The sequence below is a fragment of the Streptomyces sp. NPDC005722 genome, from assembly GCF_040630935.1.
GTDB lineage: Bacteria > Actinomycetota > Actinomycetes > Streptomycetales > Streptomycetaceae > Actinacidiphila.
Genome location: NZ_JBEXYN010000004.1, coordinates 97,040 through 116,365, shown reverse-complemented (window position 1 = coordinate 116,365; position 19,326 = coordinate 97,040). Strand labels below are relative to the sequence as shown.

The 19,326-nt window shown below is 74.1% G+C and carries 21 protein-coding genes; 15 read left to right on the top strand and 6 right to left on the bottom strand.

Annotated elements, in window-relative coordinates; all coding sequences use genetic code 11:
* Window positions 1-94 precede the first annotated feature (94 nt).
* From ABZ479_RS06530 to ABZ479_RS06520, 3 genes are all read left to right on the top strand, one after another.
* A complete protein-coding gene (locus ABZ479_RS06530; RefSeq protein ID WP_500460325.1) occupies window positions 95-832 on the top strand; it encodes a hypothetical protein in 738 nt (245 codons plus the stop codon).
* A gap of 98 nt (window positions 833-930) precedes the next feature.
* Window positions 931-1,413 carry a VOC family protein gene (locus ABZ479_RS06525; protein WP_499601675.1) on the top strand — a complete coding sequence of 161 codons (483 nt, stop codon included), beginning with the start codon at window positions 931-933 and terminating at the stop codon, window positions 1,411-1,413.
* A gap of 44 nt (window positions 1,414-1,457) precedes the next feature.
* A complete protein-coding gene (locus ABZ479_RS06520; RefSeq protein WP_500460324.1) occupies window positions 1,458-1,994 on the top strand; it encodes a hypothetical protein in 537 nt (178 codons plus the stop codon).
* Window positions 1,995-2,012: 18 nt separating this feature from the next.
* Here the strand turns inward: ABZ479_RS06520 and ABZ479_RS06515 are convergent, their stop codons facing one another.
* Window positions 2,013-2,567 carry an FHA domain-containing protein gene (locus ABZ479_RS06515; protein WP_500460323.1) on the bottom strand — a complete coding sequence of 185 codons (555 nt, stop codon included), beginning with the start codon at window positions 2,565-2,567 and terminating at the stop codon, window positions 2,013-2,015.
* 237 nt (window positions 2,568-2,804) lie between these two features.
* Between ABZ479_RS06515 and ABZ479_RS06510 the strand changes: the two genes are divergently transcribed.
* Genes ABZ479_RS06510 through ABZ479_RS06500 form a run of 3 tightly spaced genes read left to right on the top strand, consistent with a single transcriptional unit; the run spans window position 2,805 to window position 5,650 of the window.
* Entirely contained in the window at window positions 2,805-3,713 is a 909-nt protein-coding gene (locus ABZ479_RS06510; RefSeq protein WP_500460322.1) for a GNAT family N-acetyltransferase, read from the top strand.
* 28 nt (window positions 3,714-3,741) lie between these two features.
* Window positions 3,742-5,499, top strand: a complete 1,758-nt coding sequence (gene treZ, locus ABZ479_RS06505) for a malto-oligosyltrehalose trehalohydrolase (RefSeq protein ID WP_500460321.1) — start codon at window positions 3,742-3,744, stop codon at window positions 5,497-5,499.
* 13 nt (window positions 5,500-5,512) lie between these two features.
* Window positions 5,513-5,650, top strand: a complete 138-nt coding sequence (locus ABZ479_RS06500; protein WP_499602017.1) for a hypothetical protein — start codon at window positions 5,513-5,515, stop codon at window positions 5,648-5,650.
* A gap of 19 nt (window positions 5,651-5,669) precedes the next feature.
* Here ABZ479_RS06500 and ABZ479_RS06495 read toward each other — a convergent pair whose 3' ends face one another.
* A complete protein-coding gene (locus ABZ479_RS06495) occupies window positions 5,670-6,545 on the bottom strand; it encodes a PPK2 family polyphosphate kinase (protein ID WP_500460320.1) in 876 nt (291 codons plus the stop codon).
* A 106-nt stretch (window positions 6,546-6,651) separates the two neighbouring features.
* On the bottom strand, window positions 6,652-7,698 hold the full coding sequence (gene zapE, locus ABZ479_RS06490; RefSeq protein WP_500460319.1) for a cell division protein ZapE: 1,047 nt from the start codon (window positions 7,696-7,698) through the stop codon (window positions 6,652-6,654).
* Window positions 7,699-7,844: 146 nt separating this feature from the next.
* On the opposite strand from zapE, the gene ABZ479_RS06485 reads away from it, so the two are divergent.
* The 6 genes from ABZ479_RS06485 (at window position 7,845) to ABZ479_RS06460 (ending at window position 13,962) form a co-directional block, all read left to right on the top strand.
* Entirely contained in the window at window positions 7,845-8,603 is a 759-nt protein-coding gene (locus ABZ479_RS06485; RefSeq protein WP_500460318.1) for a pyrimidine reductase family protein, read from the top strand.
* Window positions 8,604-8,796: 193 nt separating this feature from the next.
* Window positions 8,797-9,270: an indole-3-glycerol phosphate synthase gene (locus ABZ479_RS06480; RefSeq protein ID WP_499601687.1), complete on the top strand. Its 474-nt coding sequence runs from the start codon at window positions 8,797-8,799 to the stop codon at window positions 9,268-9,270.
* Between the two features lie 79 nt (window positions 9,271-9,349).
* Window positions 9,350-10,741 (top strand): UDP-N-acetylmuramate--L-alanine ligase, encoded by a 1,392-nt coding sequence (gene murC / locus ABZ479_RS06475; RefSeq protein ID WP_500460317.1) that lies wholly within the window; start codon window positions 9,350-9,352, stop codon window positions 10,739-10,741.
* 13 nt (window positions 10,742-10,754) lie between these two features.
* On the top strand, window positions 10,755-11,162 hold the full coding sequence (gene msrB / locus ABZ479_RS06470) for a peptide-methionine (R)-S-oxide reductase MsrB (RefSeq protein WP_500460316.1): 408 nt from the start codon (window positions 10,755-10,757) through the stop codon (window positions 11,160-11,162).
* Between the two features lie 98 nt (window positions 11,163-11,260).
* Window positions 11,261-13,345, top strand: coding sequence for a spermine/spermidine synthase domain-containing protein (locus tag ABZ479_RS06465; protein WP_500460315.1), 2,085 nt, complete (start codon window positions 11,261-11,263; stop codon window positions 13,343-13,345).
* Entirely contained in the window at window positions 13,339-13,962 is a 624-nt protein-coding gene (locus tag ABZ479_RS06460) for a LysE family translocator (RefSeq protein ID WP_500460314.1), read from the top strand. The genes ABZ479_RS06465 and ABZ479_RS06460 overlap by 7 nt, the downstream gene beginning before the upstream one ends.
* Before the next feature lie 27 nt (window positions 13,963-13,989).
* Here ABZ479_RS06460 and ABZ479_RS06455 read toward each other — a convergent pair whose 3' ends face one another.
* Genes ABZ479_RS06455 through ABZ479_RS06445 form a run of 3 tightly spaced genes read right to left on the bottom strand, consistent with a single transcriptional unit; the run spans window position 13,990 to window position 16,182 of the window.
* Entirely contained in the window at window positions 13,990-14,661 is a 672-nt protein-coding gene (locus ABZ479_RS06455) for an ABC transporter (RefSeq protein ID WP_500460313.1), read from the bottom strand.
* A complete protein-coding gene (locus ABZ479_RS06450) occupies window positions 14,658-15,506 on the bottom strand; it encodes an ATP-binding cassette domain-containing protein (RefSeq protein ID WP_500460312.1) in 849 nt (282 codons plus the stop codon). Before ABZ479_RS06450 ends, ABZ479_RS06455 begins: the two co-directional genes overlap by 4 nt.
* Before the next feature lies 1 nt (window position 15,507).
* A complete protein-coding gene (locus tag ABZ479_RS06445) occupies window positions 15,508-16,182 on the bottom strand; it encodes an AIM24 family protein (RefSeq protein ID WP_499601696.1) in 675 nt (224 codons plus the stop codon).
* A 68-nt stretch (window positions 16,183-16,250) separates the two neighbouring features.
* Here ABZ479_RS06445 and ABZ479_RS06440 point away from each other — a divergent pair, with 68 nt between their 5' ends.
* From ABZ479_RS06440 to ABZ479_RS06430, 3 genes are all read left to right on the top strand, one after another.
* Window positions 16,251-16,931, top strand: a complete 681-nt coding sequence (locus ABZ479_RS06440; RefSeq protein ID WP_500460311.1) for a peptidyl-tRNA hydrolase — start codon at window positions 16,251-16,253, stop codon at window positions 16,929-16,931.
* 113 nt (window positions 16,932-17,044) lie between these two features.
* Window positions 17,045-18,421, top strand: a complete 1,377-nt coding sequence (locus ABZ479_RS06435) for an MbnB/TglH/ChrH family RiPP precursor modification enzyme (RefSeq protein WP_500460310.1) — start codon at window positions 17,045-17,047, stop codon at window positions 18,419-18,421.
* Between the two features lie 161 nt (window positions 18,422-18,582).
* Window positions 18,583-19,320: a DUF4142 domain-containing protein gene (locus ABZ479_RS06430; protein WP_499601701.1), complete on the top strand. Its 738-nt coding sequence runs from the start codon at window positions 18,583-18,585 to the stop codon at window positions 19,318-19,320.
* Window positions 19,321-19,326 lie beyond the last annotated feature (6 nt).

The window sequence follows — 19,326 nt, the reverse complement described above, 5'->3', positions numbered from 1 at the left end:
CGGTACGGAGGGATACGGAGCACGAAAGCCGGTAATGTCCCGCCCGTTGAGTGTCGCCGGGGACCCTCCCGGCGGCGCGGGGGGAGGGACGTCCATGCTGCGCAGGTGTGCGCCGGCGCTCGCCGCCGTGCTGCTGGCGAGCGGCTGCGGCGGCGGTTCCGCGCCTGTCCGTACGACGACCGCGGGATCACCGTCCGCGGTTGCCTCCGCGACCGCCATGGACAGCTCCCCTCCCGTCCCGCAGAGCAGCCCGCCGTCCCCGGCCGCCGCGGAACCGTCCGGGACGGTGGCGACGGTGGCGACGGTGGACGCCACACCGGCCGCCACCCCCTCGGACGGCGGCGACCCGCCCGGCGGCGCGACGGGGACGCCGGCGTCCGGCGGCGGACCGCGGACGACGAGCTGCGGCGCCCTGCCCGGCAGCGGCACCTTCACCGACCCGCTGCAGCTCGGCGTCGCCGACGGTCCCGTCGTCGCCGAGGGCTGCGCCCCGCTGACCGCGGGCGCGCCCTTCAACGTGCGGTACTTCTCGTTCACCCTGCCCGGGGCGCCCGGCCCGGACGCCCACGCCGGGCCGTCCTTCACCATCACCCCGGACGCGCTCGGACCGGTGTACCCGGCCGTCGTGCTGCCGGGCGGCTGGGTCCTCAAGAACAGCCTGGGGTCCGGCTACTGGACCGGCACCGAGCCCTGGTTCACCGGCCGGTACCAGCCGATCTCCGACCTGGCGCCGGGCACGTACATCCTGCGCACGGAGAAGCTGGACTCGCCGCTTCACTCCCTGACCACCCCGGCCTACGACGTGCTGGTCGACCCCGGGACCACGGCCTGACCCCTCGGGCCGCATCCCCTGACGGTTCGTCAACCACCGTGCGGCACGCCGCTCCTGCGCCGGAGCCGCACGACCGGGCACACTGTACGGTATGCGGCATGTATACCGATATTCCCTTCATCCCGCGTCTCGCCGGAGTGCACCACGTGACGCTGCCCGTCAGCGATCCGGCCCGGTCGGAGGCGTGGTACGAGCGGGTCCTCGGCCACCACCGGATCGCGGAGTTCACGGAGGGCGGCGCCTTCGCCGGCGTCGCCATGGCCCACCCCGGCGGCGGACCCGTGCTGTGCCTGCGCCACGACCCCGCCCTCGCGGCCGCCTCCGCGGGCTTCGCGTGGTTCTCCCTCGGCGTCCCCGACCTCCCCGCCCTGGAGGCGCTGGCGGCCCGGCTGGACGCCCTCGGCGAGCCGCACGGCGCCGTCGTCCGCACCACCCGCGGCTGGCTGCTGCCGCAGTTGCGCGACCCTGACGGCCACGAGCTGCGCTTCGCCACCGTCGACGAGGGACCGCCGCCCTGCCGCGGGCAGGTGCTGCGCCTGGCCGGCGGCCGCGAGCCGGTGCTCCGGTCCCGCACCGCCTGAGGGACGCGGACCGGACTGTCGGAGCCCGCTGTTAGCGTCCTGCCATGGACGCCTCGGAAGCCCTGCTCGCCCGCATCGAGAACGACCCGGTCGCGGCCTCGAACCTCACGCGGACCGCTGACTTCGACATCAGCGGTCGCGACCCGGTCGAGGACGTGCGCCTGCCCTCGGGCCTCGCGATGCGCCCCATAGCGGGCGACGCCGCCGGCGGCACGTTCTACCTGTGCGGGGAACCCGGCGACGCCGAGCGGCCCGTGGTGTACGCGGACTCCGAGGGGCAGGCGGCGCTGATCGGCGCGGACCTGACCGAGGCGGTGGAGCTGCTCGTCTGCTGCCCGGTGTGGTGGCACGACGTGGACTGCGGGCGCTCCCCGGAGGAGCTGGACGCCGAGGCGCGGGCCGATGAGCCGGACCTGGACAGGGAGCGCGCCGAACTGGTGGCGGCCCTCGGCCTGACGCCCCCTCCGGTCGAGGAGGTCGTCGCCCGGCTGCTGGCGACCGCGGCCCGCACGGTGCCGGACTTCCTGCCGTACGTGGACGACGCCGACCACGGGGCGTACGAGCCGATGTTCGGGCCCTGAGCCGGGCCCGGCCCGGGCTCAGGCGGTGGTGAGACGGAAGCTCATCGCCCCGAAGGTGACCTGGTCGCCGGGGCGGACGGCGGCCGCGCCCATGACGCGGTGGCCGTTGACCCAGGTGCCGTTCATCGAGCCGAGGTCGCGCAGCACCCACAGACCGCCCTCGTGGCTGAGCTCCGCGTGGAAGCGCGAGGTCGAGGAGTGGCTGAGCCGGAAGGTGCACGACAGGTCACGGCCGATCCGCACCGGGAAGGGCCCGGGGGCGGGCAGCAGCAGCGGCGGCAGCTGCTGGACGGCCCAGGCGAGCCGCATGCGGGCCCGGAAGGCCGAGGTCTTGGTGACGGCGCGGACGACCGAGCCGGTCAGCCGGGCCCAACGGCCCTGCTCCGGCGGCAGGTCGGCGATGAGGGCGGCCAACTCGTCGGCGTGACGGGCCTTGAGGGCGAGTCCCATGCGGCGCACGAACGTGTCGTGGGAGAGCCGTCCGTCGACGGCGCCCTCGCGGAGCACCTCGATGGCGCGCTCGCGTTCGGCGTCGGTGGGACGCGGCGGGTGCGTCGGGAACTCGTAGCTCACCTGCGTGATTGTCGGGCCGGGGAGGCCGGGGTGTCCAGAAGGTGCGGCCCGGGGGGGCCGCGCTTAATTGCGTGGACGCCGCCGGGGCGGCCCGACTACGGTGGGCGCACGCCCTTGACCGAGGAAGGAGGCGGAAGCCATGTGCCTGTTCAGCGTTCCGCGCTCCCGCCCCGAGATCCGCAGGGCGTACTCCGTCTGACCGGGAGCGCACCACTCTCCCGTGAGGACTTCACCTTCATGACCGATCTGGTCTTCCGCCCGCTCGCCGCGGGCGAATCCCACCTGTTCCACTCCCTTGCCCTCGAGGACGACGGCCTGGTCGGCCGTTCCCTGCTGGGCCACACCTACGCCATGACCGACGAGGGCGGCGAGTACCGCCCCGACTGGACCTGGGTGGCCCTGCGCGACGGCACCGTGGTCGCCCGCGCGGCGTGGTGGGCGGCCTCCACCGACGACAAGCCCATCGCCCTGGACTGGTTCGACTTCACCGACGCCGACGCGGCCGTTCGGCTGCTGCGCACGGCACCGCTGAAGGCCGAGTACGAACTGCTGGTGCCGCCCGGCTGGCGGGACCGGCGCGAGGTGCGCGAGGCCGCCCAGAGCCGCATCGACGCGGCGATCGTCTCCGGCATGGAAATGGTCGTCGAGCGCTACCGCTACACCTGGACGCCCGAGTGCGGGCTGCCGGAGCGCACCGGACGCCTGGAGTACCGGCCGGAGCCGGACGACGGCGTGATCCTGGACGTGCTGAGGCGCATCGGGGTCGGCAGCCTCGACGCGCACACCCGCCGCACGGTGCGGCTGCACGGCCCGGACGCGGCCGCCCGCGAGGAACTGGAGTTCCTCAACTGGCTCCAGTCGCCCCGCGAATGGTGGCGCCTGGCGTACACCCCGCAGGGCGAGCTCGCCGGCATCCAGGTGCCGGGGCGCAATCCGGGCGCGTTCTGCGTCGGCTTCATCGGCGTCCTGCCGGAGCAGCGCGGCCACGGCTACGCCTACGACCTGCTGGTCGAGTGCACGCACGGCCTGGTCGGTCACGGCGCGGAGAAGATCGCCGCCGCCACCGACCAGACCAACGCGCCCATGGCGGCGCACTTCGCCAAGGCGGGTTATCCGGTCTCCCAGGAGCGCGTCAACCTGGTGTGACCCCCGGACGGCGGGCAGCATGGTGCCCATGCGCTTCGACGTGTGGGCACCGGACGCCGGTGAGGTGGAGGTACGGGTCGACGGCCGGGCTCACGACATGGAGCGCGAGCCCGAACGCCAGGGCTGGTGGTACGCGGACGTGCCCGCCGGGCACGGTGCGCGGTACTCCTTCGCGCTGGACGGGGGCCCGCCGCGGCCCGACCCCCGCTCCCGCCGCCAGCCCGAAGGACCCGAGGGCCCGAGCGCGGTCGTCGACCACGGGCGGTTCGCCTGGACCCACGAATGGGCGGGCCGCCCGCTGCCGGGCGCGGTCCTGTACGAGCTGCACGTCGGCACCTTCACCACCGCCGGCACCTTCGACGCGGCGGTCGAACACCTGCCGTACCTGGCCGGGTTGGGCATCACGCACATCGAACTGATGCCGCTCTGCCCGTTCCCCGGCACGCACGGCTGGGGGTACGAGGGGGTGTCGCTGTGGGCGGTGCACGAGCCCTACGGAGGCCCCGACGGGCTGAAGCGCTTCGTGGACGCCGCGCACGGCCAGGGCCTCGGGGTGGTGCTGGACGTCGTCCACAACCACCTCGGGCCCTCGGGCAACCACCTGCCCGCCTACGGCCCGTACTTCACCGACCGCCACCACACCCCGTGGGGCGACGCCGTCAACCTCGACGCCCCCGGCTCCGACGAGGTGCGCGCCTTCCTGGTCGGCAGCGCCCTGGCGTGGCTGCGCGACTACCGCCTCGACGGGCTGCGGCTCGACGCCGTCCACGCCCTCGTCGACACCCGTGCGGTGCACCTGCTCGAGGAGCTGTCCACCGCCGTCGACGCGCTGGCCGCGGCGGTGGGCCGGCCGCTCTTCCTGATCGCCGAGTCCGACCGCAACGACCCGCGCACCACCGACCCGCGCGAGGCGGGGGGCCTGGGCGTGCACGCCCAGTGGAACGACGACTTCCACCACGCCCTGCACGCCGCCGTCACCGGCGAGTCCCAGGCGTACTACGCGGACTTCGCCGTCGCCCCGGTGGCCGCCGTGGCCAAGGCGCTGCGCCGGGTCTTCTTCCACGACGGCACCCACTCGAGCTTCCGCGGCCGGGCCCACGGCCGCCCCGTGGACCTGACGGGCACCCCGGGCCACCGTTTCCTGGCGTACACCCAGACCCACGACCAGGTCGGCAACCGGGCCACCGGCGACCGCCTCGGCGCGAGCGTCCCTGCGGGGCTGCTCGCCGCGGCCGCCGCGCTCGTGCTCACCTCCCCGTACACGCCGATGCTCTTCATGGGCGAGGAGTGGGGGGCCCGCACGCCCTGGCAGTTCTTCACCGACCACGACGACCCCGAGCTCGCGGCCGCCATCACGCGCGGCCGCCGCCGCGAGTTCGCCGAGCACGGCTGGAGGGCCGAGGACATCCCCGACCCCCAGGACCCGGCGACCCGGCTGCGCTCCTGCCTGGACTGGTCCGAACCGGCCCGGGAGCCGCACGCGGAGCTGCTCGCCTGGTACCGGCGGCTGATCGCGCTGCGCCACGCCGAGCCCGAGCTGACCGACCCGGCCCTGGACGCCGTCCACGTCACCGTGGGCGAGCACACCCTGCGGCTGGACCGCGGGCGGTTCCGGATCGCCGTCAACCTCTCCGGCGACGAGGCGCTGGTCCCCCTCCACCACCCGGGCCGCGCCGACCCGCCGGGGTACGTCCAGGTCGCCGCCTGGCGTCCCTGCCCGCCGCCCACCGCCACCGGGTGCCTCCACCTGCCCGGGCACTCGGTCGCCGTGCTCCGTGAGCGCTGACTACCCTGTCCGGGTGACGACCGACGAGGAACCCCGCGCGATCTGCGTCCACTGCGGCGAGCCGACCGAGCACCCCGACTCCCAGCCCGGTGCGACCCTCTGCCCGGTCTGCGCCTGGCACGAGGCCCAGCGCACCGCCTGCAGCGGCTGAGCCGCCGGACGGCACCGGGTCAGTCCTCCAGCAGCTCCTTGCGGGCGGCCTCGACGTCGAAGGAGGCCGGCGGGCACACCGGGTCGATCAGGTCGAGGTGCTCCATCAGCAGCCGCCCGACGGCCCAGTTCCGGTACCACTTGCGGTCCGCGGGGACGACGTACCAGGGCGCGGCCTCCGTGGAGCAGCGGCCGAGCACGTCCTCGTACGCCTGCTGGAAGGAGCCCCACCTGGCCCGGTCCTCCAGGTCGGCGGGGCCGAACTTCCAGTGCTTGCAGGGGTTGTCCAGCCGGGCCAGCAGACGGGTGCGCTGCTCGTCGCGGCTGATGTGCAGGAAGACCTTGACGACGCTGACGCCGTCGTCGGCGAGCGAGGCCTCGAAGGAGTTGATGGTCTCGCAGCGCTCCTCCCACATCGAGCGCGGCGCCCCGCCGCGGACCCGGGGGACGAGGACGTCCTCGTAGTGGGAGCGGTCGAAGACGCCTATTCGCCCGGGGCTGGGCAGGGCCCGTTCGATGCGCCGGAGGAAGTGGTGCGCCTTCTCCTCGGCGGTCGGGGCCTTGAAGGCGGTGATGCGGCACCCCGCGGGGTCGAGCAGGCTCGCCAGGTGCCGCACCGAGCCGCCCTTGCCCGAGGTGTCCAGGCCCTGGAGGACGACGAGGACGGAACGCGGGTCGCCCGCCGTGCTCTGCGCGAAGAGCCGCTCCTGCAGCGCCGTGATCCGGTCCCTGGCGTACGGCACGCCCGCCAGGGCCTCGGCCTTGTGAGCGGGTCCGCCCGGCGTCGCGCGCGGGTCGACCGACCGCAGCCGCACGGGCCCGCCCGACGGGACGCGGAGCCTGGTGCGCAGCCCCGGCCTGGTTCCGGACGCGGTGTCCGGTTTCCTCTGCGCCACCGCGCCTCCCTCCGGGGTACGTTCCGCGTCCCCGCGGGCCCTGTTCCGGTGATCCGATGGTGCGACGGATCCCGCGGACCCGCCAACGCGGGCCGCATGCGGCGGCTCAGGAACGGTGCGGGGCGGCGAGGCGTCCGGCGTCGCGGGCGAGGGCGGTGAGGCGGGAGATCGCCCGGAAGTACTTCTTGCGGTAGCCGCCGGCGAGCATCTCCTCGCCGAAGATGCGGTCGAAGGGCTCCCCGGAGGCCATCACGGGGACCTCGCGGTCGTAGAGCCGGTCGGCCAGGACGACCAGGCGCAGCGCGGTGGCCTGGTCCTCCACCGGGCGGACGCCGCGCAGGAAGACCCCCTCGACGCCGTCGCAGAGCGCGCCGTAGCGGCTGGGGTGGACCCGGGCGAGGTGCGCCAGGAGGGCACCGAAGTCGTCCAGGGAGGCGCCGGGGGTGCGTCCCGCGGCGGCGGTGACCTCGTCGTCGCCGTACGGTGCCGGGGCCTCGGGGAGGCCGCGGTGGCGGTAGTCCTCGCCGTCGATGCGCAGCGAACGGAAGCGGGCGGACAGGCCCTGGATCTCGCGCATGAAGTCGGCGGCCGCGAACCGGCCCTCGCCGAGCTTCCCGGGCAGGGTGTTGGAGGTCGCGGCCAGCTTCACCCCGGCGTCGGCGAGTTTGCCCAGCAGCGTGGAGACCAGCACGGTGTCGCCGGGGTCGTCGAGTTCGAATTCGTCGATGCAGACCAGCCGGTGTCCGCTGAGCGCCTGCACGGCCTGCTGGAAGCCGAGGGCGCCGACGAGGTTGGTCAGCTCCACGAAGGTGCCGAAGGCCTTCTGCTCGCGCGGCGCGGGCGTGGCGTGCCACAGCGAGGCGAGCAGATGGGTCTTGCCCACGCCGTAGCCGCCGTCGAGGTAGACCCCGCCGGGGCCGGCCGGGGCGGCCGCCGCGGCCCGGCGCCGGAACCAGGGCTTGCGTCCGCCGCCCGCGGGGGCGGCCAGTCCCTCCGCGAAGGACCGCAGCGTGGCGACGGCCTCGGACTGGCTCGGCTGCCCGGGGTCCGGGAGGTAGTTGTCGAACCGGACGGAGTCGAAGCGCGGCGGGGGCACCATCTCCGCCACCAGCCGGTCCACGGGGACGCGCGGCTCGCGTCCGCTCAGCGACACGGGCGGCGTCCCGCCGGGTATCGGGCTGGATTCTTGCGCGGCGGCGAAGGACGAGGACACAGCACTCCAGCCTAGTGCCTCCCCGGAGGTCCCCTCGCCGCCGTGTGGGCGACACCACTGCGCGGGGGGCGTGGAAGACTGCAGCCATGCGCCGCCTCTTCCCCGCCCCCGCACCCGCCGAGACCCTGGACGGCCCGGAGGCGCTGGCGGACGCCTACGCGTACCCGGAGTCCGCCGGTGACGCGCCCTGGCTGCGGGCGAACATGGTGTCCTCGCTGGACGGCGCGGCCCGGCACGACGGCCGCTCCCAGCCGCTGTCCTCCGACGCCGACATGCGGGTCTTCGGGGTGCTGCGGGCCCTGGCCGACGTCGTCGTCGTCGGCGCGGAGACCGTACGGCAGGAGGGCTACCGCCCGGCGAGGGCCCGGGAGGCCTTCGCGGAGCGCCGCGCCGCGGCGGGGCAGGGCCCGGCCGCGGCGATCGCCGTGGTCAGCGCCCGGCTCGACCTGGACTTCTCGCTGCCCCTGTTCACCGAGCCGCTGGTGCCGACCCTGCTGCTGACCGGCGAGGAGGCCCCGGCCGACCGGGTCGCGGCGGCGGCGAAGGCCGGGGCGCGGGTCGTCCGGGCCGGCCGGGGCACGGGCGTGGAGCCGGCTCGAGTGGTGCGCGAGCTGGCCGCCCTGGGGCTGCGCCGGATGCTGACGGAGGGCGGACCGCGGCTGCTCGCCCAGTTCGCCGCGGCGGGGGTGGTCGACGAGCTGTGCCTGACGGTCGCGCCGCTGCTGACCGCCGGCGACGCCATGCGCATCATGAACGGCCCCGGCATCGCCGACCCCGTCCGTTACGCCCCGCTGTCGATCCTGGAGGAGGACGGCTTCCTGTTCACCCGCTACGTACGCGGCTGACCGCCCCGGCACGACCGGGACCGGCCGCCGCCGCCCCGCGCCACCGGCCTCACCCGGATGGCGCCGACCGCCCGCCCGTGGACGTCCGCGTGCCGCGGCGCGGGAACAGATGACCCCGCGTGCCCCGCGCCCCGGCGGGGCAGGATGGTTTCCGTGGCTGGCCCGACGGCCCGCGAGAGAGAAGGACGCGTCCGTGTTCACGACCGTACTCATGATCGAGCAGCCGCTCGTCCCCGCCGACGTGGAACTGGTCACCACGCTCCATGGTGACGAGCCCGTCTCCTTCGTCGTCCTCATGCAGCCCCGCGGCGACCAGGACCGGCTGCTGCGGGCCATCGACGACGTCGCACTGGGTGAACTGGACAAGGCCGTCCACGAGCGGGACCGCCCGGAGGGCGACCAGGCGCTGCTGCCGGCCGAGCGGGCGCTGAACCACAGCCTGACCGCGCTGCGCGAGGCGGGCTGCGAGGCGGTGGGCGAGGTGGTCGAACGGCACCCGATCGAGCTGATGCGGTCGGTGGTCGAGCAGACCCACGCCGACGAGGTGATCGTGCTGACCGCCCCGCACCTGGTGGAGGAGTTCTTCCACCGCGACTGGACGTCCCGGGCCCGGCACAGGGTCGGCGTACCGGTGCTGAAGCTCTTCGCCCACAACGCGGAGGACTGAGCGGACGCCGCGTCCCCGACTGGTGGAAGAATCGGGGACGGCCGACAACCGACCCCGTGAGTTCCAGGGAGCACCGCGCATGAGCCCCACCCTTCCCCCCGGCATGGACCGACCGCACTTCATCGGGATCGGCGGGGCCGGGATGTCGGGCATCGCGAAGATCCTGACCCAGCGCGGCGCGGCCGTCGCGGGCAGCGACGCGAAGGACTCGGAGACGGCGGAGGCGCTGCGCGAGCTGGGCGCGACCGTCCACATCGGTCACTCCGCGGACCACCTCGCTCCGGAGGCGACCTGCGTGGTCGTCTCCAGCGCCATCCGTGACGACAACCCGGAGCTGGCCGCGGCCCGTGGCCGCGGCATCCCGGTGGTGCACCGCTCGGACGCGCTGGCGGCGCTGATGGGGGGCTCGCGCCCGATCGCGGTGGCCGGCACGCACGGCAAGACCACCACCACCTCCATGCTCGCGGTGAGCCTGTCGGCACTGGGCCTGGACCCGTCGTACGCCATCGGCGGCGACCTGGACGCGCCCGGCTCCAACGCCCACCACGGCACCGGCGAGATCTTCGTGGCGGAGGCGGACGAGAGCGACCGCAGCTTCCAGAAGTACGACCCCGAGGTCGCGATCGTGCTGAACGTGGAACTCGACCACCACGCGAACTACGCGTCGGTGGAGGAGGTCCACGAGTCGTTCGAGGTCTTCGTCGGCAAGATCGTGCCGGGCGGCACCCTGGTCGTCGGCGAGCACTCCGGGGCGCGGGAGCTGGCCGCCCGGGTGGCGGGCCGCGAGGGGCTGGAGGTCGTGCGCGTCGGCGAGGACGAGGCGGCCGACGTGCGGATCCTGCGGGTCACCCCGCACGGCATGTCCAGCGACGTCACCGTCCGCCTCGGCGGCGAGGAGCACACCTTCACCGTCTCCGTGCCCGGCCGCCACTACGCCCACAACGCGGTCGCGGCCCTCGCCGCCGGCGTCGCGCTGGGCGTCCCGGTGGAGGGCCTGGCCAAGGCGCTCGGCACGTACACCGGGGTGAAGCGCCGGCTGCAGCTGAAGGGCACCGCCGGGGGCGTGCAGGTCATCGACTCCTACGCGCACCACCCGACCGAGATGACCGCCGACCTGCAGGCCCTGCGGGAGGCGGCGGGCGACCGGCGCATCGTCGTGGTCTTCCAGCCGCACCTGTTCAGCCGCACCCAGGAACTGGGCCTGGAGATGGGCCGGGCCCTGGCGCTGGCCGACGCATCCGTGGTGCTGGACATCTACCCGGCCCGCGAGGACCCGATCCCGGGCGTCACCAGCGGCATGATCGTCGACGCGGCCGCCGCCGCGGGCGCCGACGTCGCCGCGGAGCACGACAAGGACGCGGTCCCCGAGGTCGTCGCCGGAATGGCCGGGCCCGGTGACCTTGTTCTCACCATGGGGGCGGGAGACGTGACCGATCTCGGTCCGCGCATCCTCGCCCGCCTGGAGAACTGAGGAGAGGGAGACCATGGCGTACGAAGTCGACAAGTCCGAGGAGCAGTGGCGTCAGGAGCTGACGCCGCAGGAGTACGCGGTCCTGCGCCAGGCGGGCACGGAGCGTCCCTTCGTGGGTGAGTACACCGACACCAAGACGCAGGGCGTCTACTCCTGCCGCGCCTGCGGGGCCGAACTGTTCACCTCGGACACCAAGTTCGAGTCGCACTGCGGCTGGCCGTCCTTCTTCGACCCGAAGGACAGCAAGGCCGTCGAGCTGATCGAGGACCGCTCGATGGGCACGGTCCGCACCGAGGTCCGCTGCTCCCGCTGCGGCTCGCACCTGGGCCACGTCTTCGAGGGCGAGGGCTACGACACCCCGACGGACCAGCGCTACTGCATCAACTCGATCTCGCTGCGACTGGCCCCCGTGGGGGACTGATCACGAAATCCGACGGCTAGGCCCCCCGCGTGGGGCTCACGCGACCCACGGGGCGCGTCCGTCGACTCCCCGCCCACCGGGTGGCAACGTGGCCGGGCATGGAACACCACGTACGGGCCAGATTGCTGCTGGCCAGCGCCACCATGCTCTTCGTCGAACTGGCGCTGATCCGGTGGGCGGGCGCGAACGTCGTCCATCTGAGCTACTTCTCCAACTTCATCCTGCTCGGCTCGTTCCTGGGGATCGGGCTGGGCTTCCTGATCGCCGCGGAACGCGGTCAGTGGCTCAAGCGGTGGGCGCCGCTGCCGCTGGCCGTACTCGTCGTGCTGGTGCGGGAGTTCCCCGTCCAGGTGCGGCAGAGCAGCGGCGACATCATCTACTTCACCGCCGTGCGGACCACCGGCCTGCCGCAGTGGGTGACGCTGCCGGTGCTCTTCCTGCTGGTGGCCCTCGCCATGACGGCGATCGGGAAGATCACCGCCGACCTGTTCCGGCAACTGCCCTCGCTGGAGGCGTACCGCTGGGACCTGCTCGGCTCGTTGACCGGTTCGGTGGCCTTCGCGGGGCTGTCGTGGCTGCGCGCGCCCTCCCTGGTGTGGGGGCTGGTCGCCGCGGCGGCGCTGCTGGTGCTCGGCGGCCGGCGCAACGTCCTGCGCTACGCGCTGCCGCTGGCGGCGATGGTGATGACGCTGCTCTTCGAGTCGCTGGCGCCGGGGGTGTCGTGGTCGCCGTACTACAAGATCGAGCTGACCCGCCCCGAGCCGGGCACCAGTTCGCGGACGTACAAGATCGCGGCGAACGGCGTGCCGCACCAGAGCATCGCACCGCTGAAGGTGCTGCAGCAGCCGAACTCGCCGTACGAGCAGGCCTACCGGGAGACCCCGGACAACCCGCACCGCAAGGTGCTGGTGATCGGGGCGGGCAACGGCAACGACGTCGCCGTGGCGCTCGCCAACGGGGCGCAGCACGTGGACGCCGTCGAGATCGACCCGCGGCTGCAGGAGATCGGGGCGAAGCTGCACCCCGCGAAGCCGTACGAGAACCCGCGGGTGCACGTCCACATCAACGACGGGCGGGCCTTCCTGGAGCGGACGGACACGCAGTACGACCTGATCGTGCTCGCCCTGCCGGACTCGCTGACGCTGGTGTCGGGGGCGAGCAACCTGCGGCTGGAGAGCTACCTCTTCACCAAGCAGGCCTTCGAGTCCGCGCGCGACCACCTCGCGCCCGGCGGCGCGTTCGCCATGTACAACTACTACCGGCAGCAGTGGCTGATCGACCGTTTCGCCGGGAGCCTGGACCAGGTCTTCGGCCACGCGCCGTGCATGACGGAGTACAGCAAGCGCGCCGCGGTCCTGGTGGCCGGGCTGACGCCGGCGGACCAGACCTGCGGGACGGTCTGGCGGGCCTCCGGGGCGGTGCCGCCGCCCGCGGACGACGACCACCCCTTCCCGTACCTCCTCAACCGCACCGTGCCGAGCCTGTACCTCGGCGCGCTCGGCCTGATCCTGCTGGTCACCGTGATCTCGGTGCGGCTGGCCGGGGTGCGGCTGCGCGGGACGCTGCGCTACACGGACATGTTCCTGATGGGCGCGGCCTTCATGCTGCTGGAGACGAAGAACGTCATCGGCTTCGCGCTGTACTTCGGCACCACCTGGCTGGTGAACGCGCTGGTCTTCATCGGGGTGCTGCTGGCGGTGCTGGCCGCCGTCGAGGTGCGGCGCCGGATGCGCCGGCTCAACCAGACGGCGCTGCAGGTCCTGCTCTTCGTCACGCTCGCCGTCGGCTGGCTCGTCCCCGCGCAGGCCGTGCTGTCGCTGCCCTTCGCGGCGCGGCTGGCGGCGGCCGTCGCCCTCGCCTTCGCGCCGATCTTCTGCGCCAACCTGATCTTCTCCGACCGCCTCGCGCAGGCGCCTGACCCGACCTCCGCCTTCGGCGCCAACCTCCTGGGCGCGCTGACCGGCGGCACCCTGGAGTACCTGGCGCTGCTCACCGGCTACCGGGCGCTGCTGATCCTGGTGGCGGTGCTGTACGCCGGGGCCTGCGTCGCGATGCGGCTGTACGGCGGCGGTGGCCCGGGGGACGGCGCGGACGGCACGGGGAAGGGCGGGCAGGACGTGACCGGCGCGCGGAAACCGGCTGGTGCGCGAGGGGCCCGCCGCAGCACCATGACGGGATGCTGAACGTCCTCCTGCCCTTCATCGGTGCCTGCACCCTCGTCGCCGCGGCCCCCGGGCCGAGCACGGTGCTGATCATCAGGCACTCCCTGCGCAGCCGCCGTGCCGGCTTCGCGACCGTCCTCGGCAACGAGACCGGTGTGTTCGTCTGGGGCCTGTGCGCCGCCTTCGGGCTCACCGCGCTCCTCGCGGCCTCGCAGCTCGCCTACGACGTCGTACGGATCGTCGGCGCCGCCGTCCTGATCTGGTTCGGCGTCCAGGCGCTGCGTGCCGCCCGCCGCGGCCCGGACCCCGAGCGGGCCGCGGCGGGCGAGGAGGCGGCGGTGACCCCGTGGGCGGCCTACCGCGCGGGGCTGGGGATGAACCTGGCCAACCCCAAGGCGGCGGTCTTCGCGATGTCGTTCCTGCCGCAGTTCGTGCCGGCCGGCGCGCCCCAGCTGCCCACCATGGCCGGGCTCGCGGCGCTGTGGGCGGTCTACGAGGTCGGCTACTACGGGGCGTACGTCTGGTTCGTCGACCGTCTGCGGTCGGTGTTCAGCCGCGCAGCGGTGCGCCGACGCCTGGAGGCGGTGTCCGGCGGTGTGCTCGTGGCGCTCGGCGTCCGGATGGCGCTGGAGGGCTGAGCCCGCCCCGCCGGGCCGTCCCGGCCCTCATCCGCGGCGGGCGCTGAGCACCGCCCCGAGCCAGGTGGTGCCCGCGGCGGCGAGCGCCGCCGGCAGGAGCGGCAGCAGCGGGAACGGGACGGCGCCGGTGCGCGAACCGGTGACGAGCCCGGTGACCGCCGCGTTGGCGGGCGATCCGGCCGCCACGAGGACCAGGACCGCGGTGAGCGCCGTGACCGGCACGGCCCATCCGGGGCGGAGCAGCACCGGGGGGTTGGTGAGGGCGCCGACGGCGGTGCCGAGCAGCGCCGTGACCAGGGCGGCGAGCAGACCGGCCACGGCCGCCGGGACGACCGGGACGGCCTTGAGGTGGTCCGTGGTGTGCGGGTCGGCGATCGCGGCCACCACGGCGGTGCCCGCGCCGCCCAGCACCACGGAGCACAGCAGCGCCGCCAGGACCCCCGCCGTGTGGGCCCGTCCCGGACCGGTGGCGGCCGCCACGCAGGCCCGGGCGGCCGGCGGCTCGACGGTGACGCTGACCCGTACCAGCCAGGCCGCGGCCGGGAGCAGGGCGGCGGCGCTCCAGCCGAGGGAGTCCAGCAGCGGCTGCGGTCCGCCGGCGAGACCGATCCCCATGACGGCCACGTAGAGCAGCAGCGGGGGCAGCCAGCGGAAGGACCGCAGCAGCAGCGCGGTCCGGTAGTGCAGCGTCGCGGTCATGAGGTCTCCGTGGGCGGCGTCGCGGGCGGCTCGGCGAGCGGCCGGGCAGGACGGACGGCGCGGATGTGCCAGGGCGGGGCGGCGGCCAGCAGCAGCCGCAGGACGGCGTCGGACTCCCCGGCCGGGACGGTCACCCGCAGCGTGCCGGGCGCGGCGGGCTCGTGGACGAGGCCGGCCGGCGGCTCCCCGCCGCCGGTGGCCTCGATGACGACCCGCGGCCCGGCGGCGGCCTCCAGGGGCACCGGCACGAGCCGGGCCCCCGCCACGCGGTGGGCCGCCGTGGTGTCGGCGGCCAGCCGGCGCGGGTCGTGGTCGACGAAGACGACGGTGCCGCCGGCGGCGCACCGGGCGCGCACGGCGTCGTCCAGGACGGCGCGCGCCTCCGGGTCGAGCCCGGTCCACGCCTCGTCGAGGACGAGGAGTTCCGGCTCGGCCACCAGCGCCTGGGCGACGGCCACCTTCTGGCAGGTGCCCTTGGACAGCTCGGCGAGCGGCGTCCGGGCGTGGCCTGCGATGCCGAAGCACTCCAGCCACTGCGCGGCCCGCCGGGCGGCGGTACGGCCGCCGAGCCCGTGCACCCGCCCGAGGTGCACGAGGTAGCCGTACGCGTCGAAGGGCAGCGCCGGCGGGAACCGTTCGGGCACGTACGCGGCGCGCGGGCGCCCGCTGACCCGGCCCGTGGTGGGGCGGTCGATGCCGGCGAGGATGCGCAGGACCGTGGACTTGCCGCTGCCGTTCGCGCCCTCGACGCGCAGCACCTGCCCCGCGGGCACGTCGAGGTCGACGCCGCGCAGCACCCAGGGTCCGCGGGCGCCGTAACGGCGGCCGACCGCCTCCAGGCGCACGTCAGTTGGACGGCTGGTGGGGCTGGGACTCGCTCGGCCGGACGATGACGAAGCCCTCCCCCTGCAGCATCAGCTGCACGGCCTCGCCCGACCCGCCGCGCAGCATCGAGCCGAAGCTCTGCGAGCGGTGCAGGGAGGTCTGCAGCTGGGCGCTCCAGCCCACGACCGCGTCGGTGTCGACGTACACCGGGGCCTGCGGGGTGACCGGGATGACGATCGGGTTGCCCTCGCACATGACGCCGAGGCGGCCGTGCCCGGTGAAGACGCTGTTGAACAGGCCGCCGCCGGTCATGCCCGCGCCCTTCACGACCTTTATCTCGTAGGAGAGGGTCGAGTCGAAGACCAGCACGTTGCGGCCGTTGATGGTGAGGCTGTCGCCGGGGTCGATGTCGATGACGAAGCAGTTGGCGGCCTCGTGCGCGAACCATGCCTCGCCCTGGCCGCGGACCGCCATCAGCGGCAGGCCCTCACCGGTGAAGGCCCGCTTGAGGAACTTGCCGACGCCCTGGCCCTTCACCTCGAACTGCAGGTTGCCGCGGAAGGCGATCATCGAGCCCTGGCGGGCCAGGCACTCGCCGTTGACCGCGTACTTGATCGACTTGGCGTTCTGGAGGGTCATGCCGGGCTCGGTGGCCGGCTGCGCCGTGTTCTCGGTCGCGAAGAGGTCGCTGTGCACCCCGGCATCCTGGCCCGGAGGGATCGGCTCCGACAAGCTCTTCCGCGGGCTGGTGGCAGACTGTCGAGGTGACAACCGATCCTCGTGACGCCGCTCCCCAGTTCGTGCTCCCCCTGGTCGTCCGCATCGAGCGGGACGCCCCGCCGTCGCGTACCGACGCGCTGGAGACGGCCGCCCGTGCCGTGCTCCTGCTGCGCTCCGACGAGCGCAGCACCGCCGTGGACGGGGAGTGGGCCGAGGCGGTACGGGGCTGGGAGGACGCCCGCATCCGCAAGGTCGTGCGGCGGGCGCGCGGCGCCGAGTGGCGGCGGGCCGAGGCGCTGCCCGGCATCACGGTCACCGGCAAGTCCGCCGAGGTGCGGGTCTTCCCACCGGTGCCGCTGGACGGCTGGCCCAAGGACCTGGCGCGGCTGCAGGTGTCCGGGACGGAGCTGGAGGAGCCGGAGCCGCCCCTGGCGCCGGACGCCGGCCTCCCGGTGCTCTGGCTCAACCCGGGGGTGCCGATGTCGGCGGGCAAGGCCATGGCGCAGGCCGGCCACGGCGCCCAGCTCGCCTGGCTGGCGCTGTCCCCCGAGGGGCGTGCGCAGTGGCGCGACGCCGGTTTCCCGCTGGCGGTGCGCACGGCGCCGCAGGCACGCTGGGAGGCGCTCACCGCGTCCGGGCTGCCCGTGGTGCGGGACGCGGGGTTCACCGAGATCGCCCCGGGTTCGTGCACCGTCGTGGCGGACCATCCCGCGCTGCGCCGCTGAGGCCGCGCCCGCGGAGCCTGCGGCCGCAAGCTCAAATCAAGCTCTGAAACCCGCCCCACGGGGTTCGCGGGCCTTCCGCCGGGCCACAAACCCGGCAGGAGGAAGGGGGGCGCATGGAGCACTCGTATCTGGGCACGGGCATCGGCTGGCGGCCGGAGATCGCGGCGGCGGTCGAGGCGCTCGCGGAGGCCGGTCGCGTCGACTGGGTCGAGGCGGTCGCCGAGAACGTCTGCCCCGGGCACCTGCCCGACTCACTGCTGCGGCTGCGCGAGCGCGGTGTCACGGTCGTCCCGCACGGTGTCTCGCTCGGCCTCGGGGGCGCCGAGCGGCCCGCCGCGGAACGGCTGGCCGCCCTCGCGCAGCGCGCGCAGGCGCTGGGCGCCCCCCTGGTCACCGAGCACATCGCCTACGTCCGCGGCGGCGGGGAGCTCACCGGCTCGGCCCGCCTGGAAGCGGGGCACCTGCTGCCCGTGCCGCGGACCAGGGACGCGCTGGACGTCCTGTGCGAGAACGTGCGCGTCGCGCAGGACGCGTTGCCGGTTCCGCTCGCGCTGGAGAACATCGCGGCGCTCATGGCCTGGCCGGACGAGGAGATGAGCGAGGGGGCGTTCCTCGCGGAGCTCGTCGAGCGGACCGGGGTGCGGCTGCTGGTCGACGTCGCCAACCTGCACACCAACCACGTCAACCGCGGTGAGGACCCCCTCGCGGCGCTCGACGCGCTGCCGGTGCACGCGATCGCCTACGTCCACGTGGCCGGCGGCGTCGAGAAGGACGGCGTGTGGCACGACAGCCACGCGCACCCCGTCCCCGGGCCGGTCCTGGACGTGCTGGCGGCGCTGTACGAACGGGCCTGCCCGCCCGGGGTGCTGCTGGAGCGCGACGACGACTTCCCCGCGGACGAGGAGCTGGCCCGCGAACTGGCCGCGATAGGGCGTGTGGTGGACGCCGGCACCGGCGGGCGCCCGGACGCACCCGCGACCCCGCCCGCTCCGCCCTCCGTGCCGACCGGGGTCGCCGCGGCGTCGGGGGCGGCCCGGCAGCGCCTCGCGCTGCGGCAGACCGCGTTGCTGTCGGCGCTCGTGGCCGGGACCCCGGTGCCGGAGGGCTTCGACCGGACCCGGATCGGCGTGCAGGGACGCGCCCTCGCCGCCAAGCGCGCCGGGATCGTCGCCAAGGTGGCGCCGGAGTTGCCGGAGATCCTGGGGGCCGCGTACCGGCCGGCGTTCCTGCGCTACGCCACCGCGCGGCCGCTCACGGGCGGGTACCGCCGCGACGCCCTGGACTTCGCCGCGCACGTCCTCGACGACGCCGTCGGCACGCACGAACCCGCGGCCGTCCGGCAGTTGGCCGCGTGGTGGCGGGAGCGGTCGGGGCCGGCGCCGCTGCGGGCCCGGCAGCCGCGGCTGCGCGGAAGGGTTTTCCCCTCGCCGCGACAGCCCTCACACGTATTCATACGTATGCGGGACAGGCTCCGTTCAAAGCTGCCATAATCTTTTCCAAGAGGCCCCCGACCTGCGAAGAGAATGGCGGCGGGGCCCATCGGGCACGAAAAGACAACAACGTATCAAGGCGCGGACCCCGATTCCTGGAATTCGCGAATACGTGACCGTTCCTCGCCTTGGACGCTTCAAACGCACTAACGTGCGGTCCCATGCGATCCACCCGTTACGCCACCGGACTCAGCCTCGTGGTCGGGGCTCTCGTGGTCACCCTCGCCGCACTGGCCTACCCCGTCATGTCAGGGCTGAACAGCCCCGCCGTGACCGCGGCCGGTGCCCAGACCGTGTCCACGCAGTACGGTCCGCTCACGCAGCTGGACCGCACCTTCGTCACCAAGGTCCGACTGGCCGGCCTGTGGGAGTTCCCCGCCGGGCAGATGGGCCTGCAGAAGGGGACGACGCCCGCGGTCAAGCGCGCGGGGCAGCACCTGATCGACGGGCACACCAGCCTCGACGCCACGTGCCGCACGATCGCTCCCCAATTGGGCATCACCCTGCCCAACCAGCCCACACAGCAGCAAATGGGCTTTCTGGCCACGATGTCCGCGGCGAGTGGACAGGATTTCGACCAGAAGTTCGCGAACATCCTGAGGCTCGCCCACGGTCAGGTCTTCTCCGTCGTCGCCCAGGTACGCGCCACCACCCGCAATTCGCTGGTGCGCGAACTGGCCGACCAGGCGAACGCGACGGTGCTCGACCACATCACCGTTCTGGAGAAGACCGGGATGGTCAACTTCGACCAGGTCGCCGTGGACACCACCGCCAGCCCCACCAACCCCGCGGCGGCGGTGCCGGTCTCGCCGGGTCCCGGTGAGCCGACCTTCATCGTCACCCCGTCCCCCACGTACTCACTTCCCCCAGCGGCTTCGTCCCCCCAGCCGTCGCAGTAGAAATGA

Bases quoted from the DNA above. Each gene is read 5' to 3' on its own strand.
- ABZ479_RS06530 (WP_500460325.1), top strand. From the start codon at position 95: ATGCTGCGCAGGTGTGCGCCGGCGCTCGCCGCCGTGCTGCTGGCGAGC.
- ABZ479_RS06525 (WP_499601675.1), top strand. From the start codon at position 931: ATGTATACCGATATTCCCTTCATCCCGCGTCTCGCCGGAGTGCACCAC.
- ABZ479_RS06520 (WP_500460324.1), top strand. From the start codon at position 1,458: ATGGACGCCTCGGAAGCCCTGCTCGCCCGCATCGAGAACGACCCGGTC.
- ABZ479_RS06510 (WP_500460322.1), top strand. From the start codon at position 2,805: ATGACCGATCTGGTCTTCCGCCCGCTCGCCGCGGGCGAATCCCACCTG.
- treZ (WP_500460321.1), top strand. From the start codon at position 3,742: ATGCGCTTCGACGTGTGGGCACCGGACGCCGGTGAGGTGGAGGTACGG.
- ABZ479_RS06485 (WP_500460318.1), top strand. From the start codon at position 7,845: ATGCGCCGCCTCTTCCCCGCCCCCGCACCCGCCGAGACCCTGGACGGC.
- murC (WP_500460317.1), top strand. From the start codon at position 9,350: ATGAGCCCCACCCTTCCCCCCGGCATGGACCGACCGCACTTCATCGGG.
- msrB (WP_500460316.1), top strand. From the start codon at position 10,755: ATGGCGTACGAAGTCGACAAGTCCGAGGAGCAGTGGCGTCAGGAGCTG.
- ABZ479_RS06465 (WP_500460315.1), top strand. From the start codon at position 11,261: ATGGAACACCACGTACGGGCCAGATTGCTGCTGGCCAGCGCCACCATG.
- ABZ479_RS06460 (WP_500460314.1), top strand. From the start codon at position 13,339: ATGCTGAACGTCCTCCTGCCCTTCATCGGTGCCTGCACCCTCGTCGCC.
- ABZ479_RS06455 (WP_500460313.1), bottom strand. From the start codon at position 14,661: ATGACCGCGACGCTGCACTACCGGACCGCGCTGCTGCTGCGGTCCTTC.
- ABZ479_RS06435 (WP_500460310.1), top strand. From the start codon at position 17,045: ATGGAGCACTCGTATCTGGGCACGGGCATCGGCTGGCGGCCGGAGATC.
- ABZ479_RS06430 (WP_499601701.1), top strand. From the start codon at position 18,583: ATGCGATCCACCCGTTACGCCACCGGACTCAGCCTCGTGGTCGGGGCT.